Here is a 16,150-nt window from a genome sequence, read left to right as displayed (position 1 = left end):
GGGCTCCGCCCGTCCACGCGGCCGTGCGCCGTGGGACAGGAGGGATCAGGGCTTCGGCGGCGGCGGGGCCAGCGGCAGTGGATCCGCAGGCCGCGCTGCCGGCGTCGAGGCGGGCGGCGCTGTCGCCGCCGGCGCCGCCGGATCGCCGGGCGCCTGCAGCGGCTTCTTCACCGAGTGCAGGATGGTGAACTCGACGCGCCGGTTCTTCTGGCGCCCCTTGGCGGTCCTGTTGTCGTCGATCGGCCTGTCCGGCCCGTAGCCCCGCGCCACGAGCTGCTTCGGATCGATGCCCTTGCGCGTGAGGTAGGCGACAACGGCCTCGGCGCGTCGCTGCGACAGCGCGCGGTTCAGGTCCGCCGGCCCCGCGTTGTCCGTGTGGCCCGCGACCTCCACCTTGAAAATTTCCGGGTGGAGCATCAGCGCCGACACAACGGCGTCGAGCACGGCGAAGCTCTGCGCGCCATGGATCTTGTCGTTGTTGAGCGCGAACTCGATCCGCTGGAGGATCTTGATGTCCTCCTCGCCGACCTGCACGAGGCTCGCGCCGCGGTCCGGGCAGCCGTCCAGGTCCTCGACGCCGTTCAGGTTCTCGGGCTGCGTCGGGCACTTGTCCTTCTCGTCCGGGATGCCGTCCCCGTCGGTGTCGGGGAGCTCGTCGGGGCAGCCGTCCTCGTCCTTGAAGCCGTTCTTGACCTCGGGCTGGTCGACGCACTCGTCCTGCGCGTCGAGCACGCCGTCGCGGTCGTTGTCCGGGTCGGGGCAGCCGTCCTCGTCCTCGAACCCGTCGGTGTCCTCGGGCGCGTCGACGCACTTGTCGACCCGATCCGGCACGCCGTCCTCGTCCTTGTCGGGGCAGCCGTAGTGCTCGGGCAGGAGCACGTGGCCCGCCTGATCCGGGCACTTGTCCTGGGCGTCGGGGACCCGATCCTTGTCGCGATCCGCCAGCTCGTCGGGGCAGCCGTCCTTGTCGTCGAGCCCGTTGATGACCTCCGCCTTCGCCGGGCAGCGGTCGCTCTCGTCCGGGATGCCGTCCCCGTCGCCGTCGTCCTCGGGGCAGCCGTCCTCGTCGAAGATCCCGTCCCGGTCCTCGGGCAGGGTCGGGCACTGGTCCGCCGCGTCGCCGATCCCGTCGGCGTCGGCGTCGCCGGGCTCGCGCACGAAGAGGATCCCCGCGATGCCGCGCGCGACGGGCACGCCGATGCCCTCGACGATGCCCGCGCCGCCGCCGACCGTGAACACGAGGCCGAGGTCGCGCGGGGCGATCTGGAGCGCGCCGTCGACCTCGAGCGAGTTCGTCCCGCCGCGCGCCTTGAACTGGGTCGCGCCGTACCCCTCGGCGAGCACGCGGAGCGTCGGGTTGATCTGGTAGCCGAGCGCCCCGCCGTAGCGGAACTCGACAGGGCCGACCTCCGTCGTCGCGATCCGCGCCGTCTCGGGGAGCAGCTTGCCGCGCAGGTTGAGCCCGAACGACAGCGGCCCGGCGCTGCCGTCCACGATGAGGCGCAGCCCCGCGGTCACCGGCGACGAGCTGCCGAGGTAGCTCCCCTCGCTCGTCGCGTGCCCGAGCGGGAAGCTCACGTCGGCCGCCGCGCCGAGCACCAGCGGATCCCGCGGCCCGCCGAAGAACCGCGCTTTGACCTCGAGCGTCGGGTCGCCCGCGCCGAACGCCTTCAGCCCCTCCGCGGGCGCCGCGCCGGTCGCGGCGTCGATGCCCTGGCCGCTCGCGTAGGCGACGGGGAAGCGCAGGCCGGCCTGGAGCCACGGCGCTGGCGTGATCGAGGCCAGCAGGTTCCAGGTCAGCAGGTCCGAGATGACCGGCACCTCCCGCTTGTCCCGCGCGTCCGGCGCGGAGCAGTCGGTCGCCGAGACGCAGCTCTCCACGACGAACGGCTCCCGGGCGTAGTCGAACATCAGGCCGGCCGTGACCCCGAGCGACGCCTCCATCCGGGCGCCCTCGACGCTCAGGTAGTTCTTCGAGCCCGGCGCCGGCTCGAACCGCTGCACCGAGAACTCCCCCTCGCGGGCCGCCTCCTGCGCGCGCGCCACGCTCGAGGCGAGCCCCACCCCAGCGCCCACGATCGACAGCAGACTCAGCGCTCGCAGCGTTCTCATCTATCCCCTTTCACACATCTTCCCGGTCGGTGAGCATCCTGCAGCGCACGGCGCCTTGCAGGACGGACGTGCGCCGGGACAGCGGCGCCCCGCGCGGACGGTGAGGCGAGTACGGCAGCCGAGACGCCCGGCGGCATCCACCGCTGCGGGTGGATCTTCCCGGATCATGCGCGGAATTCCAAGAGGGCTCAAATAAGCGACCGTGCGCGATGGGGCGCGGGGGCCCGCGCGGCGTTCCGGGGTCTGGGTTCCAGAGGTCGGCCCCGAGCGGCGCCTTGACCACACAAGCCGGGCATGAGACATCGGCCCCCGGCCTCCGGGCCACCGAGAGCTCGGAACTTTCAACCTCTTCCTGCGCGCGGGGCGAAAACGCGCGAACGAAACCAAGCAGATGCCCATCTCGTTGCGGTCTCCGGGAACGTCGTGCAGCCCTGGCACCCCTCGCCGTCGCCTCCGGTCGGGCCTCGCGCTCGCGCTCGTGCTGGGCGCGTCCTCCGCGTCCGCCCAGCCGGCGGGCCGGCCGGCCCAGCCGCCGGCGGCCCCAGCGCAGCCGCCTGCCGGCCAGGCGGGCGCTCCTGCTCCGCAGCCCGGCGGCGCGCAGCCCGGCGCGGCACCGGTGCAGCCCGGCGCGGCGCCGGTGCAGCCCGGCGCGGCGCCGGTCGGCGGCAACGACGTGGAGGCGCTCGAGCCCCCGGCGCCGTCGCGCGAGCCGCTGATGCCGCCGGGCGACACGGTCGCCCCCGCCGCGCCGCAGCCGGCCGGCCTGGAGGCCTCGGAAGGACCGGCGGCGGCCACGGCCGCCGAGCAGCCGGAGCGGAAGGCGACCCAGGGGGAGATCGGCGCCCGGCCCAGCGAGGTCTACGCCGAGGACTGGTGGTCCCACGCGCGGCCGACGTTCGAGTTCCACGGCTACTACCGGCTCCGGTGGGAGCTCTTCAACAGCTTCGCCCTCGGCCGCCTCGACGCGCGCGACAAGGCGCTCTGGCCGCAGCCGGCCGACAACTCCTACAACGCGGACCACCCGGTCAACCTCTGCAACCCGAGCGAGACAACGAGCGGCGGCTCGCGCACGTTCGAGCGGTGCACGAACGACACCCAGGCCGGCGCGAACATGCGCTTCCGGCTCAACCCCGAGCTGCACATCAGCGACAACCTGCGGATCCTCTCGCAGGTCGATCTGCTCGACAACGTGGTGCTCGGCTCGACCCCGGAGGGCTACGCGAACCGGCCGGGGGCGAGCGGCGGCTACGAGGTCGTCCGCCGGGGCGGGTACTCGCCGCTCGGGGCCTTCGCCGGCACCCAGTGGGCGCCGAGCGCCGGCATCAACTCACCCAAGGACTCGATCTCCGTCAAGCGGATCTGGGGCGAGTACATGACCCCCGTAGGGCTCCTGCGCTTCGGCCGCATGCCGAACCACTGGGGCCTCGGCATGGTGGCGAACAGCGGCGATGGGCATGACTCCGATTACCAGTCGACCGTCGATCGGCTGATGTTCGTCACGGGGATCAAGAAATACGACCTCTACTTCGCCGGTGCGTGGGACTGGACCAACGAGGGCGCGACGAGCGCCTCCCTCCACGACCTGGAGGGCCAGCCCTACGACCTCGCCCAGGCCGATGACGTCGATCAGTACGTGTTCGTCGCCGTCCGCCGCAAGAACCCGGAGCTCCAGAAGCTCGAGCTCGCCCGCGGCAACACGGTCGTGAACGGCGGCGTCTACTTCGCTTACCGGCAGCAGACCCTGGCGAACGACTACGCCGGCAGCCTCGACGCCAAGACGTCCGCCTCGCTCGGCGCGAGCGCCGACGCCGTCGCGGCTGGGTACCGGCACCGGGGTGCGGAGATGATCCTCCCCGACGTGTGGTTCCAGTTCCTCTACAAGAAGTTCCGCTTCGAGCTCGAGGCGGCGATGATCTACGGATCCCTCGATCTGCGCGGGCAGGATGAGGCCGATTACGCGAACGTCCTCTCCGACAAGGACACCGGCTGGGGCATCCGCCAGTTCGGGATCGCGACCCAGGCCGAGCTCACCGAGATGGAGGGCCGGCTGCGGCTGCATTTCGGCTTCGGCTACGCGACCGGCGACGACGACGTGCCCTCCCTCAAGCCCGTGGCCGAGGGCATGGACCCCCAGAACTCGACCGATCGCACCTACTCGACCTTCCGTTTCCACCCGGATTACCGCGTCGACCAGATCCTGTTCAGGAACATCCTGTCTCGGGTCCAGGGGGCGTATTATTTCCGCCCCGGCGTGGACTGGGACTTCGCTCGTGACAAGAACGGCCAGCGCGCCGGCATCGGCGCCGCGGCCATCTGGAGCCGCGCCTCGGAGTTCGTGCAGGCGCCCGGGAACTCCAGGGATCTCGGCCTCGAGCTGAACGGCCAGCTGTACTTCCAGTCGAAGGACGGGACGCTCAACGACGATCCGGACAAGATGGGCGGCTTCTACACGGCGGTGCAGTACGGCGTGCTGTTCCCGCTCGGCGGCCTCGGCCAGCTCCCGGGGGAGCAGGCTGCCCAGAAGATCGACCTCGAGACCGCACAGACGGTGCGCTGGTATCTCGGTATCCTCTTCTGAGTCGACAAGCCGCCCTGGGCTCATTCGTGGCAGTGTGTCTGGAAATGAGCGCTCGGGGCGGTAAAGCGGTGTGAAGCGACGACGTCGTCGCCCTCGTCACGAGTCCTGCATGAGCCATCGCAGGCCAAAGGAGCCTTGATCTCGCGACCGTCCTGGCCAAGGATAAGACCGTCTGGACGCCAGGCGCGTCGCGAGACTTCCGTGGTTCACCGAGGAGAGCAGGTGGCGAGGGTCGCCGTTCTCCGGAGGGACGTGATGGTTCGTCGTCTCTTCATTGCGATGTTCTTGGCGACTTCGATGGTCCTCGGGTCGACCTCCCTGTCGAGCGCGCAGGACGGCGACACGTCCGCTTTCCGCGACATCGCGGTAGGCAAGGATTACCGGCTGCGGGTCGCGGCGGCGCTGGCGCTCGGCAGGTCGAAGAGCCAGGGCGCGCGGCCCGCCCTGGAGAAGGCGCTCAAGGATCCGCACCCGGCGGTGCGCGCCTCGGCCGCGGCCGCGCTCGGCGCGCTGGGCAACCCCGCGGCGGTGCCGGCGCTCAAGGCGGCGCTCAACCTCGAGCCCGCCGCCGGCCGGAAGCGCCCGATCGAGGCCGCCATCGAGCGGCTCTCGAGGTCGTCGGCGAAGGCGCGCTTCCTGGTCAGCCTGGGCAAGTTCGAGAACCGCTCCGGCGTGAAGGACGCGATGATCGGCTCGCTGCTCAAGCAGCAGACGCGCAACCGCGTGGCGCAGTTCGCCGACATCGAGGTCGTCGCCGACGGCACGGACGTGGCGGCGCAGGGCAAGAGCCGCAAGCTGCCGGCCTTCACGCTGGACGGCTCGGTCACGCAGCTGAACAGGCGCCAGGGGTCCGACGGGATCGGCTTCTCGGCCAGGGTCGAGTACGTGATCCGCGAGATGCCCAGCCAGACGCTGAAGGGCTCGATGACCGGCTCGGCCCAGGCGGTCGCCGAGGCGCGGCGCGCCAGCGGCCGGCGGGAGCTCGCCCAGCTGCAGACCGACGCCGTCGCGGGCGCGATCGAGAGCGCGCTGCAGCGGGCGCCCCTCGCCCTCGAGGCCGCCTCGGGCAGCAGCGTCGTCCCCTCCGGCCGCTGACCCGCGCGCCGCGCCGGCGCCGGCCAGGCCCGCCGGCGCCGCCGGCCGCGATCGTCCGGCGGCGCCGGCGGGCCCGGCCGGCGCGCGCGCGTCCGCAGCGGCCGGGGCCGGCGCATCGAGCGGGCGGAAGCCGCTCTCCGGTCGTGCTAGACCGCGCCTCCTCCTATGTCCATCGCAACGCCTGCCAGCTCCGATCTGATCCGACGCACGTTCCTCGAGTTCTTCGCCCAGCGCGGGCACGAGGTCGTTCCGAGCGCGCCGCTGCTGCCGCAGAACGATCCTACGCTGATGTTCGTGAACGCGGGCATGGTGCCGTTCAAGGACGTGTTCACAGGCAAGGACAAGCGCCCCTACCAGCGCGCCGCCTCGAGCCAGAAGTGCATCCGGATCAGCGGCAAGCACAACGACCTGGAGAACGTCGGCGTGACCGCGCGCCATCAGACGTTCTTCGAGATGCTCGGCAACTTCAGCTTTGGCGACTACTTCAAGGAAGACGCGATCGCCTTTGCCTGGGAGCTCCTGACGAAGGTCTACGAGGTCTCTCCCTCGCGGCTCGTGGTCACGATCTACAACGGCGAGGGGGGCTTTCCTGCCGACGAGGAGGCCGCGGCGATCTGGCGCAAGGTCACCGGCTTCGGCGACGACCGGATCCTCCGGCTGGGGCTGGCCGACAACTTCTGGACGATGGGCGACGTCGGCCCGTGCGGGCCCTGCTCCGAGATCCACTTCTTCCACGGGAACGAGCCCGACGTCTCGCGCTTCGGCGAGGAGCCGCGCATGGACGGCACCGGCTGGACCGAGATCTGGAACAATGTGTTCATGCAGTACGAGCGCGTCGAGAAGGACGGCCCGCTCGTCGCGCTGCCGGCGCCGAGCATCGATACGGGTATGGGCCTGGAGCGGATCGCGAGCGTGCTCCAGGGCGCCACGTCGAACTACGATACGGATCTGCTCCGGGGGCTCGTCGACAAGGCCGCGGAGCTCAGCGGCAAGCCGTACACGGGCGGGAGCGCCGACGACGACGTGTCGATGCGGGTCATCGCCGATCACGCGCGGACGACAGCGTTCCTGATCGCCGAGGGCGTGATGCCCGAGCGGCAGCGGCGCGAGTACGTGCTCCGCCGCGTGATGCGCCGCGCGATCCGGCACGGGCACCGGCTCGGGATCGACAGGCCGTTCTTGCACGAGGTCGCGCTCGAGGTGGTCCGCCGGATGGGCGAGACGTATCCGGAGCTCAGGGACCGGCGGGAGCTCATCGCCCGTGTCACCGAGGACGAGGAGGTCCGCTTCCGCTCCACGCTGAAGCGCGGGATGAAGATCCTGGACGAGCGCTTCGCGGAGATGCGCTCGTCGGGCGAGAGGACGCTCCCGGCCGCCGCGGCCGCCGATCTCTACACCACCTACGGCTTCCCGCTGGATCTGACGCAGGTCATCTGCGCCGAGTCGAACTTCGACGTCGACGTCCCGGGGGCCGAGGCGGTCATCCACGGCGCGGCCGAGGCGGACGGCCCGATCGATCCGAACGCCGCCGTGGATCCCGCGCACCGCGCCGCGCGCGCGCAGCTCGCGCAGCCGGTCGTCTTCACGGGCTACGAGCACGAGGAGGGCGACAGCGAGATCGTCGCGATCCTCCGGGTCGAGGCGCAGGGCGAGGGCGAGAAGGCGCGCAAGATGAGGACGCCTGTCCCGCGCGCGGAGGCGGGGGAGGCGGTCGAGATCGTCGTCCGCGAGACGCCGTTCTACGCCGAGTCGGGCGGCCAGGTCGGCGACAGCGGCGAGGTGACGGCGGACGGGGCGCGCGTCGAGGTGAAGGACGCGCAGAAGCCGGTCGCCGGGCTTGTCGTGCACGAGGGCGTGGTCCGCGAGGGGGCGATCGAGGTGGGGCAGCGCGTCCACCTGGCGGTCGACAACGCGGCGAGGTCGGCGACGCGCCGCAACCACTCGGCGACGCACGTCCTGCACTGGGCGCTGCGCAAGGTGCTCGGGGAGCACGCGCAGCAGAAGGGCTCGCGGGTCGGCCCGGACATCCTCCGCTTCGACTTCACGCACAACAGGCCCCTCACCCGCGAGGAGATCGCGCGGATCGAGGATCTGGTAAACGAGAAGGTCCTCACGAACGCGCGGGTGACGACCGAGATCCTGCCGATGGACGAGGCGCGGCGGCGGGGCGCGATGGCGATCTTCGAGGAGAAGTACGGCGACACGGTGCGAATGCTCACGATGACGCCCGACGTGGTGGAGCTCTGCGGCGGCACGCACGCGCGCGCGCTCGGCGACATCGGGCTGTTCAAGATCACGAGCGAGGGCGGCGTGGCCGCGGGCGTGCGCCGGATCCTCGCGTCGACGGGGCTGAACGCGCTCGGCTACGCGCGGGGCGTCGAGGCCGAGCTCGCGCGGGCGCGGCAGGTCGCGAAGGCGCAGGGCGGCGATCTCGCCGAGAAGATCGGGAAGATCGTGGCGCACGAGCGGGAGCTCGAGAAGAAGGTGGCGGACCTCGAGCGGCGGATCCTGGAGGGCGCCGGTCCGGCGCAGGGCGGCGGCGGCGGCGGCATCGAGGCGATGCTGGAGGGCGCGCGGGAGATCGGCGGGATCAAGGTGCTGGCGCGCCGGATGCCGGACGGCACAAACCCGGGCGCGCTGCGCGACCTGGCGGAGAAGCTGCGCGACAAGCTCGGCGATCGCGCGGCGGTGCTGCTCGGCGCGGCCGTGGGCGACAAGGCGCAGCTCGCGGTGATGGTCTCCAAGCCGGCGACCGAGCGGCTCAAGGCCGGGGAGCTGATCAAGCCGATCGCCCGCATCGTGGGCGGCTCGGGCGGCGGCCGCCCCGACATGGCGCAGGCCGGCGGGACCGACGTCGGGCAGCTGGATGCGGCGATCGCGGCGATCTACGCCGAGGTCGAGCGGGCGCTCGCATCGTAGCGCGCTGCACGCGCGGCGCGCCCGAGGGGGGCGGGCGCGCCGCCGCGCTCAGGCGTCACGCCACTTGGTGCGGGCGAGCGGGAGGAGCTTCGGGGGTTTTCCGCTCCTCCCGTGGCGCGTCGGCAGCCGCACCGGCTCGCCCGGCGCGGGCGCCCGCGGCCGCGCGCCGCGGGCGTGGGCGCCGATGGTCGCGCGCACGATCGGCGGCAGGAAAATGGACTCCAGGTCCACGCGCGCGAGCGCGGTCGCGATGGTGGCGATGCGATCGGGCAGCGACGCATTGGCGTCGACAAGGATGAGCCGCCGGCCGAGCACGGTGCAGAGCCCGCCGCGCGGATTGCGCGCGTCCGACAGGTGCGGATCGAACGCCTCCATCCTGACGGCGATGCCGACCCTGTCGGCCGCCAGGGTGAGCTCATCGAGCAGCCGCGAAAGCTCCACCCACGCAGCGTAACCCCCTTATCCAGGAGATGGCAAAGCGCAAAAGCGATGTTGTGGCCGCCGCGGCCGCGCGGGAGCCCTCGCGCCCTGCGACAACCGCTCCGACAACCGCTCCACCGATTTCCCGTCTCCGGCTTATCCCGTGTTCCGGACTGGCCTACAGCCGCTCACGCGCGACATCGATGCTTGTGCAGCAGGGCCCGCGCGCAGTTGCGCCGCGCTCACGCCCGCGCCACGCTCACGCCCGCGTCGCGCGCTCGCTGCCACGCGCGGCCGACCCGGGCATCGCGCCGGCCGCGCGCCGGTTCCACACCCCAGAGCTCGGCCAGCGGCTTATCTTGAGGCAGATCGCGCCGCCCGTTGACCGCGGTTCCCGTGCATGCTACGAGCAGGCCGTTCCGCGCGTCGTGGCCGAGTGGGAGCGAATGTGCGTTTCCCGGCCGCGGTGGGGTATCCCGCGCGCTTCGTCAGCCACAGCAGGACGGGGCGGCCGCGATGGGGACGACGAGGGCGCCCGCCGAGCGGTGCGCCCCGAAGGGCGAACAAAGATGACGTTCACGGATGCAGCCGCCGAGGTCCTTCGCCTCATCGGTAGACCGCTTCACTATAAAGAGATCACCGATATCGCGATCGAGAAGAACCTCCTTAGCCACGTTGGCAAGAGCCCAGAGGTCACGATGGGCGCCCGCCTGGCGGCGACGCTGAAGAAGGACACGGCGGACAACCCCCTGGTGCGGGTCAAGCCGGGCGTCTTCGCGCTGCGTGAGTGGGACGAGAAGACGATCAAGGCCGGGGTCGACGGCAAGAAGGCGAAGCGCGGCGGCAAGCCCGAGGCGGTCAAGGCGCGCAAGGGGGAGCAGCCGACCCTGTTCGAGGCGGCCGCCGACGGCGAGGCGGTGGAAGAGAGCGATCCGGGCGCTCTGGCCGTCGACGGCGAGGCGGTCGAGGCCGCGGCTGGGGCGGCGCAGGCTGCGCCGGCGTTCGACGACGAGGACGACGACGAGGAGGTCGTGGCCGGCGCGACGAACGCGGTCGAGATGGCCGGGTTGAACGGGGTGGAGATCCCGGCAGCGCGTGAGGCCGTTCCGTCGCCTGCGCCCTCGTCCCCGCGGGCCGTAGGCGCCTACCTCGACGAGGAGGAGGGCGAGATCGAGGACGCCGAGCCGCCGGGGCCGGACGAGGCGATGCGCGCCGAGGCCGTCGCCGGCGCCGCGGAGCTCTTCGACGAGGAGGACGACGACGATCAGCCGATCCTCGGCGGCGACGACCGCGCGACCCCCGGCTCGTCGGGCGATCAGGGCGAGGGACGCCGCCGCCGCCGCCGCCGCCGCCGCGGCCGCGGGACCGCGGAGGCCACCCCGAACGCCGGTGGGCTGCCTTCCTACGTCGCGACGCCGGTGTTCGAGGCGCGGCGCGAGAACGGCCGTGAGCCGCCGCGCTCCGAGCGGACCGAGCGCACCGACCGGACCGAGCGCGTCGAGCGCACCGAGCGCGCCGACCGACCCGAGCGCTTCGACCGACCCGAGCGCGCCGAGCGCGCCGAGGGCTTCGGCGCCGAGCCGGTCTACCGCGGCCCGCAGGTGATCGAGCTCACGGGCGGCGAGGGGCACGCGCTCGACGACCTGGCCGGCCGCGATCTCGCCGATGCGATCGCGGGGATCCTCTCGACCTTCGACCGGAACGCGGGCGCGGTCTCGCTCCGGCAGATCGCGGAGACGGCGCAGCGCCGCGGCCGGCTCGCCGGCGACGTGCAGCTCGTGCAGTCCCAGGTCGCGGCCGCCGTGCGCGCCGACAACGCGCGCCGCATCGCCGCGGGGCAGCGGCCCCGCTTCCGCTTCGCCGGCGGCCGGCTCGCGCTGACCGACTGGCTGCTGCCGGGCGACCTCGCGCGGCTGGAGCAGGAGGCGCTCGCCGCCGTGGACCGCTACCGCGACGCCGCGCGGCGCGCCTTCGCGCGCAAGCTCTCCGAGCTCCCGGGCCACGCGTTCGTCGAGATCTGTGTCCTCGCCCTCGAGCGCATCGGCCTCGGCCAGCTGCGCGCGGTGCGCCGCGCCGGGGCGCCGGGCGGCGAGAGCCACTTCTCCGGGGCGCTCCGCACGGCGGGCGACGAGATCAAGCTGGCGCTGGTCGTCCGTCGGGACGGCCGCGAGGTCGGCCGCGAGCGGGTCACCGAGCTGCGCGGCTCGCTCCACCACTACGGCCCCGCGACCGCGGGCTGGATCCTGACCGCCGGTCAGATGCTCTCCGGCGCGCGCGAGGAGGCCGCGATCCCGGGGACCGCGCCGATCTCCCTCTTCGACGGGCTCGCTGTGGCTCGCGTCTGCGAGGAGAACGACGTCGCTGTCCTCCGCGCCCGCCTGCCGATCGCGATCCCCGACGTCGATTTGCTCGAGGCGCTCCGGGCGTCCTGACCCCGGCCGCGCGCGTCCGGCCGGGGGCTCGCTCCGGCCGGATGCGCGCGGCGCCGCTCTTCTGCTCCTCCCCCTCGGCGCCGTCTTCGGCGCCCTTCCTCCACGGTGACGCCGCCCGCACCGCTTCCGCGGTTGACGGGCTCGGCGATCCTTGTCAGCGTCCGCGCCCATGCGCCATCGCGCGATCGCCTGGTCCGCGTCCCTCGCCGTGCTCGTGACCGGCTGTGCTTCCGTGGCTCCGCCGCCATCCCGGTTCCCGACCGCCGACGCGGCGCTCGGCCGGATGAAGGCCACGTATGCCTGCGTGAACGGCGTCCAGGGCACCGCCAAGATCGACCACTTCTCGCGTCAGGGGAGGATCCGCGGTGACGTGTACATCCTGGCGGTCAATCCCGATCGGGTCCGCTTCGATATCGTGAGCCCCTTCGGCGCGACGCTCTACACGCTCACGTCGAATGGCACCCTGTTCCAGATGCTCGATGTCGGGGAGAAGCAGCTTTTGCATGGGCCCGCGAGCGCGTGCAACCTGTCGCGGCTCACCCAGGTGCCCATCCCCGGGCACGCGCTCGTCTCGCTGCTTCGCGGCGAGGCGCCGGTGCTCGTGCACGAGCCGAACGGCGCCTCGATCGCCTGGGACGGCGACGGCTTCTACCGCGTGCTGATCCAGAGCACCCGCGACGCGGTGGAGGAGATCCACCTCGAGCCGCGCCCGGACGACTGGCGCTTGCCGTGGAGCCAGCAGCGCCTGCGCGTCAGGGAGGTCCGGGTCGCGCAGCGCGGGCTGGACCTCTATCACGCCGAGCTCAGCCATCACGAGATCATCCGCACCGCGGCGCCGCGCGTCGATCCGGAGGGGATCGACGATCCGATCCCGCCGAGCGGCGGCGCCTGCGAGGCCGAGATCCCCCGCTCGATCCGCATGCGGGTGCCCAATACAGAGGACGACGTCATCTTTCAATACAAGGAGGCGAAGTGGAATCCGCCCCTCATCTCAGGGGCCTTCACCCAGCCGATCCCCGGCGGCGTCGTCCGTCGCTATGTCGACTGCCAGGACTGAGTCCGGCGCGCAGGTGTTTCCTGTGGGGACTACGTACCTCACCGGCGGCGCCGGCCGCGCTCGCCTTACGGCGTGGACGCCGCCCGGTTGAACGTCTAGATCTGCGCAATCCACCTCGCCGTGGCGGGAGGAGTCGGCGATGGACGTCGAGCCGGGAACGATCGTCGGCGAAAAATACCGCCTGGAAGGGCCGCTCTCGCGGGGCGGGATGGGCTCCGTGTGGGTGGCCCGGCACGTCCAGCTGGGTGCGCCGGTGGCGATCAAGTTCATGGACCCGGAGCACGCGGCCTCGCCCGAGTTCCGCGCGCGCTTCTACCGTGAGGCGCGCACGGCGGCGAACCTCGAGAGCCCGCACGTGGTGAGCGTGCAGGACTACGGGATCCAGGGGACCGTCCCGTACCTCGTCATGGAGCTGCTCCGGGGCGAGGACCTGAGCCGCCGCCTGAGGCGGGTCCGGCGCCTCTCGGTCGCCGAGGCGGCGCGCATCGCTCTCCAGACCGGCAAGGCGCTGCGCCGGGCGCACGAGTCCGGGCTCGTCCACCGCGACCTCAAGCCTGGCAACCTGTTCCTCTCGCGCGTCGATGACGAGGAGGAGATCGTCAAGGTCCTCGATTTCGGCATCGCCAAGCAGCTCACGGGCAAGCTCCTCAGCGACGAGACAACGAAGACCGGCGAGCTCCTGGGCTCCCCGTTCTACATGAGCCCGGAGCAGGCGCGCGGCGACAAGGACCTCGACGCGCGCAGCGACCTGTGGTCGCTCGGGGTCATCCTCTTCCGCGCGGTCACGGGCAAGCTCCCGTTCGAGGGCGACGTGCTCGGCGCGGTCCTGTCGCGGATCCTCGTCGAGCCGATCCCGCTGGCGACGCAGCTCGTGAGCGATCTGCCGGCCGAGCTCGACGCGTTCTTCCTGCGCGCGCTCTCGCGCGACAGGGCCCAGCGGTTCCAGTCGGCGCAGGAGATGGTGCACGCCTTCGTGGCCGCGGCGGGCGACCTCGGCATCCCGCTGCCTGCGCCCTCCGTGCCGCGGCCGGAGCCGGTGACGTCGCGCACGGGGACGCTGCTCGGGCTGTCGCCGGGCGGCGCGGCCGAGCTCACGGGGGCAGGCGACCTCGGCGCGCTCTTCGGGGCCGAGGACCGGGGCGCAGGCCCGCGGAAGGACGCGCTCACGCCGCTGCCCGATCCGCTGGAGCAGGGGACGCTCACGGCCGCCGCGGCCGGGGAGGTCCACGACGCTCGCAGGCCGCGCGCGAGCGCGACGCTCCGCTGGCTGCTGGCGTGCGGCGCGCTCTTCGTGCTCAGCGGGACGATCGCGATCACGGCGCTGCGCGCTATCGGCAAGGAGGGCAAGGAGGGCGCCGCTCCCGTGGTCGCGCCGCTCCAGCTCGCGCCCGTGAGCTCAGCCTCGCCGCCGGTGGAGGTCGCCCGTACGTCGACGCCCGAGATGGATCTCCAGCTCGTCGCCGCCGACGCGCCGACCGCGGACACGGCGCCGCCCTCGCCGGCGCCCTCGGGCACGGCGGCGCCGGCGGCGTCCGCCGCGCGAAAGGACCGGCCGGCGCGGTCGGCTCCGCGTCGGGGCCCGCACCGGGCGCGCGAGATCATCGACCCCTGGCAGCGACGCTAGCGGCCGGTCGCGCCCGATGGCGCCCCGGTCGGCGGCGGCTGGTCGGTCACGCGAGCGCGTCGCGGATGCGGCGCGGGGCGTCGGTGATCAGCCCGTCGACGCCGAGCGCCGCGAGGTCCCGCGCTTCCCCCGGATCGTTCACCGTCCACACGTTGATCACGCGCCCCTGCCGCTTCAGCAGCGCGATGCGCTCGGGCGACGCGATCGTCCGCTCGATGTGCGCGGCGAGCACGCCGAGCGCCGGGGCGAGGCGCACGGCGGCGTCGTGGTAGCGGCTCCGGTGCACGAGGAGCGCGCGCGGCACGGCCGGCGCCATGACCCTGAAGGACGCCAGCATGACCGGGTCGAACGACGAGACGAGCACCGGGTGGCGAGGATCCCAGGCGCGCAGCAGGCGCGCGGTCGCGAGCGCGACGGCGGCGCGGTCGGGCACGTCGCGCTTCATCTCGACGTTGACCGCGAGCCGCCGCCCGCGCGCGAACGCGAGCACCTCGGAGAGGAGCGGCACCCGGTCGCCGCCCAGGTCGACCTGCCGGAGCTCGTCCCAGCGGAGCGCCGCGGCCGCGCGCGGGTCCGCGCCCTGGGTCACCCGCGCGAGGTCCGGGTCGTGCAGCGCCACGAGCTCGCCCGAGCCGCACACCCGCACGTCGAGCTCGATCCCGTCGGCCCCCTGGGCGGCCGCCTCCGCGAAGGCGGCGAGGGTGTTCTCCGGGGGGGCGCCCTCGCCGCGCACGCCCCGGTGCCCGAAGAGGAGCGGCGCGCGCGACGCCGCCGCCCCGGGCTCGCCCCGCGACGTCGCCTGCCCCGGCTCGCGCGCGCTCCGGCGGAAGCGCTGCTCGGCCCAGATCACCGCTCGGGCTCCTCGTTGAGCTCCTCCGCGATGGTGCGGGCCGCCTCGCGCGCGCGCTCGAGCGCCGAGAGCGGGAAGGACGCCGCGCCGACGGCCGGGTGCCCGCCCCCATCGTAGCGGCGGCAGATGGGGGCGATGTCGCGATCGCGCGCGACGCCGCACCAGGGATTGTAGCCGACCGAGAGCTTGTAGTGCTGCTTCTGCCGGGAGAGCGTGACCGAGTACACGCAGTCCGGGAACATCGCGTACGTCATGAACTTGCCGACCGCCTCGAGCGGCGCGTCGGAGAGATCGACCAGCACGACGCGGCCGAGCTTCCGCGCGCCGCGCTTGATGCGCGCGACGAAGGTCTGCCGCGAGAGGGAGAGCGGGCGCCAGAGATCCTGGATGTCGGGCGCGCGCGCCACCTCGCTCACGGGCCGCTCGACGAGGCGGGGCACCACGGAGGCGAGGAAGCGCCCGTCGCCGTGGTGCTCGACGACCGAGGCGAGCTGCATGATCGGCTCCTCGCGGCTCACGGCGGCCTCGGCCGAGGGGAAGCGCGCCGTGTCGATGACGTCGGCCCAGCGGATGAGCTCATCGACGCCGGACATCTCGACGCCGAAGTGAGCGCGGCTGACGTCCGCGATGAGCTTCGTGCACGAGCCGTAGGCGGCGTCGTAGAAGACGTGGGGCGCGTCGCCCACGGCGTGCGAGCGCGACGCGCCGGCGAGCGCCGCGTCGCGCTCGTCGTCCGAGCCGAACCCGGTGATGTGGTGGTCGAAGTACCACGTGAGCTTCTTCGTCGGCGTGTAGCGGAAGTCGAGGATCGCGTTCTCGTCGCCGTCGAGCCACGAGGGCGGGATCATCGACATGCCCGGGCCGTACCCGCAGGAGCGGTACCGGAGCGCGAGCGGCTCGCCGGGGCGGAGCGCCTGCATCAAGCGGGTGAACAGCGCCGCGCTCGCCATGCCGTCGAAGCAGTGGCCGTGCGTCGCGACGACGATGTCCCTGGGCTTCATCGGGCGAGGGGGTAGCACGACCCACGGCCCGCCGCTCGCGGACCGGGCATCGCGCGGCGGTT

At 72.8% G+C, this 16,150-nt stretch carries 10 protein-coding genes; 6 read left to right on the top strand and 4 right to left on the bottom strand.

Features of this window, described 5'->3' with window-relative positions:
- Positions 1 to 45: 45 nt before the first annotated feature.
- On the bottom strand, positions 46 to 2,112 hold the full coding sequence (locus WMF17_RS26545; protein WP_437595959.1) for an OmpA family protein: 2,067 nt from the start codon (positions 2,110 to 2,112) through the stop codon (positions 46 to 48).
- A gap of 391 nt (positions 2,113 to 2,503) precedes the next feature.
- Between WMF17_RS26545 and WMF17_RS26540 the strand changes: the two genes are divergently transcribed.
- The 3 genes from WMF17_RS26540 (at position 2,504) to alaS (ending at position 8,704) form a co-directional block, all read left to right on the top strand.
- Complete coding sequence (locus tag WMF17_RS26540) at positions 2,504 to 4,690, top strand: TIGR04551 family protein (protein ID WP_437595958.1); 2,187 nt, start codon at positions 2,504 to 2,506, stop codon at positions 4,688 to 4,690.
- 255 nt (positions 4,691 to 4,945) lie between these two features.
- Positions 4,946 to 5,785, top strand: coding sequence for a HEAT repeat domain-containing protein (locus WMF17_RS26535; RefSeq protein ID WP_437643931.1), 840 nt, complete (start codon positions 4,946 to 4,948; stop codon positions 5,783 to 5,785).
- 165 nt (positions 5,786 to 5,950) lie between these two features.
- Positions 5,951 to 8,704, top strand: coding sequence for an alanine--tRNA ligase (gene alaS / locus WMF17_RS26530; protein WP_437595956.1), 2,754 nt, complete (start codon positions 5,951 to 5,953; stop codon positions 8,702 to 8,704).
- Between the two features lie 48 nt (positions 8,705 to 8,752).
- Here alaS and WMF17_RS26525 read toward each other — a convergent pair whose 3' ends face one another.
- Complete coding sequence (locus WMF17_RS26525) at positions 8,753 to 9,145, bottom strand: hypothetical protein (RefSeq protein ID WP_437595955.1); 393 nt, start codon at positions 9,143 to 9,145, stop codon at positions 8,753 to 8,755.
- Positions 9,146 to 9,693: 548 nt separating this feature from the next.
- Here WMF17_RS26525 and WMF17_RS26520 point away from each other — a divergent pair.
- The 3 genes from WMF17_RS26520 to WMF17_RS26510 all read left to right on the top strand — a co-directional run bounded on the left by WMF17_RS26520 (position 9,694) and on the right by WMF17_RS26510 (position 14,237).
- Entirely contained in the window at positions 9,694 to 11,556 is a 1,863-nt protein-coding gene (locus tag WMF17_RS26520; protein WP_437595954.1) for an HTH domain-containing protein, read from the top strand.
- 169 nt (positions 11,557 to 11,725) lie between these two features.
- A complete protein-coding gene (locus tag WMF17_RS26515; RefSeq protein WP_437595953.1) occupies positions 11,726 to 12,613 on the top strand; it encodes a LolA family protein in 888 nt (295 codons plus the stop codon).
- Positions 12,614 to 12,752: 139 nt separating this feature from the next.
- Positions 12,753 to 14,237 (top strand): serine/threonine-protein kinase, encoded by a 1,485-nt coding sequence (locus WMF17_RS26510; RefSeq protein ID WP_437643929.1) that lies wholly within the window; start codon positions 12,753 to 12,755, stop codon positions 14,235 to 14,237.
- Positions 14,238 to 14,283: 46 nt separating this feature from the next.
- On the opposite strand, the gene WMF17_RS26505 is transcribed toward WMF17_RS26510, so the two are convergent.
- Complete coding sequence (locus WMF17_RS26505) at positions 14,284 to 15,087, bottom strand: glycerophosphodiester phosphodiesterase (protein WP_437643928.1); 804 nt, start codon at positions 15,085 to 15,087, stop codon at positions 14,284 to 14,286.
- Complete coding sequence (locus WMF17_RS26500) at positions 15,084 to 16,088, bottom strand: hypothetical protein (protein WP_437643926.1); 1,005 nt, start codon at positions 16,086 to 16,088, stop codon at positions 15,084 to 15,086. The genes WMF17_RS26505 and WMF17_RS26500 overlap by 4 nt, the downstream gene beginning before the upstream one ends.
- Between the last annotated feature and the right edge of the window lie 62 nt (positions 16,089 to 16,150).

It is taken from the genome of Sorangium sp. So ce362 (assembly GCF_051519845.1).
Lineage (GTDB): Bacteria > Myxococcota_A > Polyangia > Polyangiales > Polyangiaceae > Sorangium.
The sequence above is the reverse complement of the archived record's forward strand: the minus strand, read 5'-3'. Positions and strand labels throughout refer to the sequence as shown.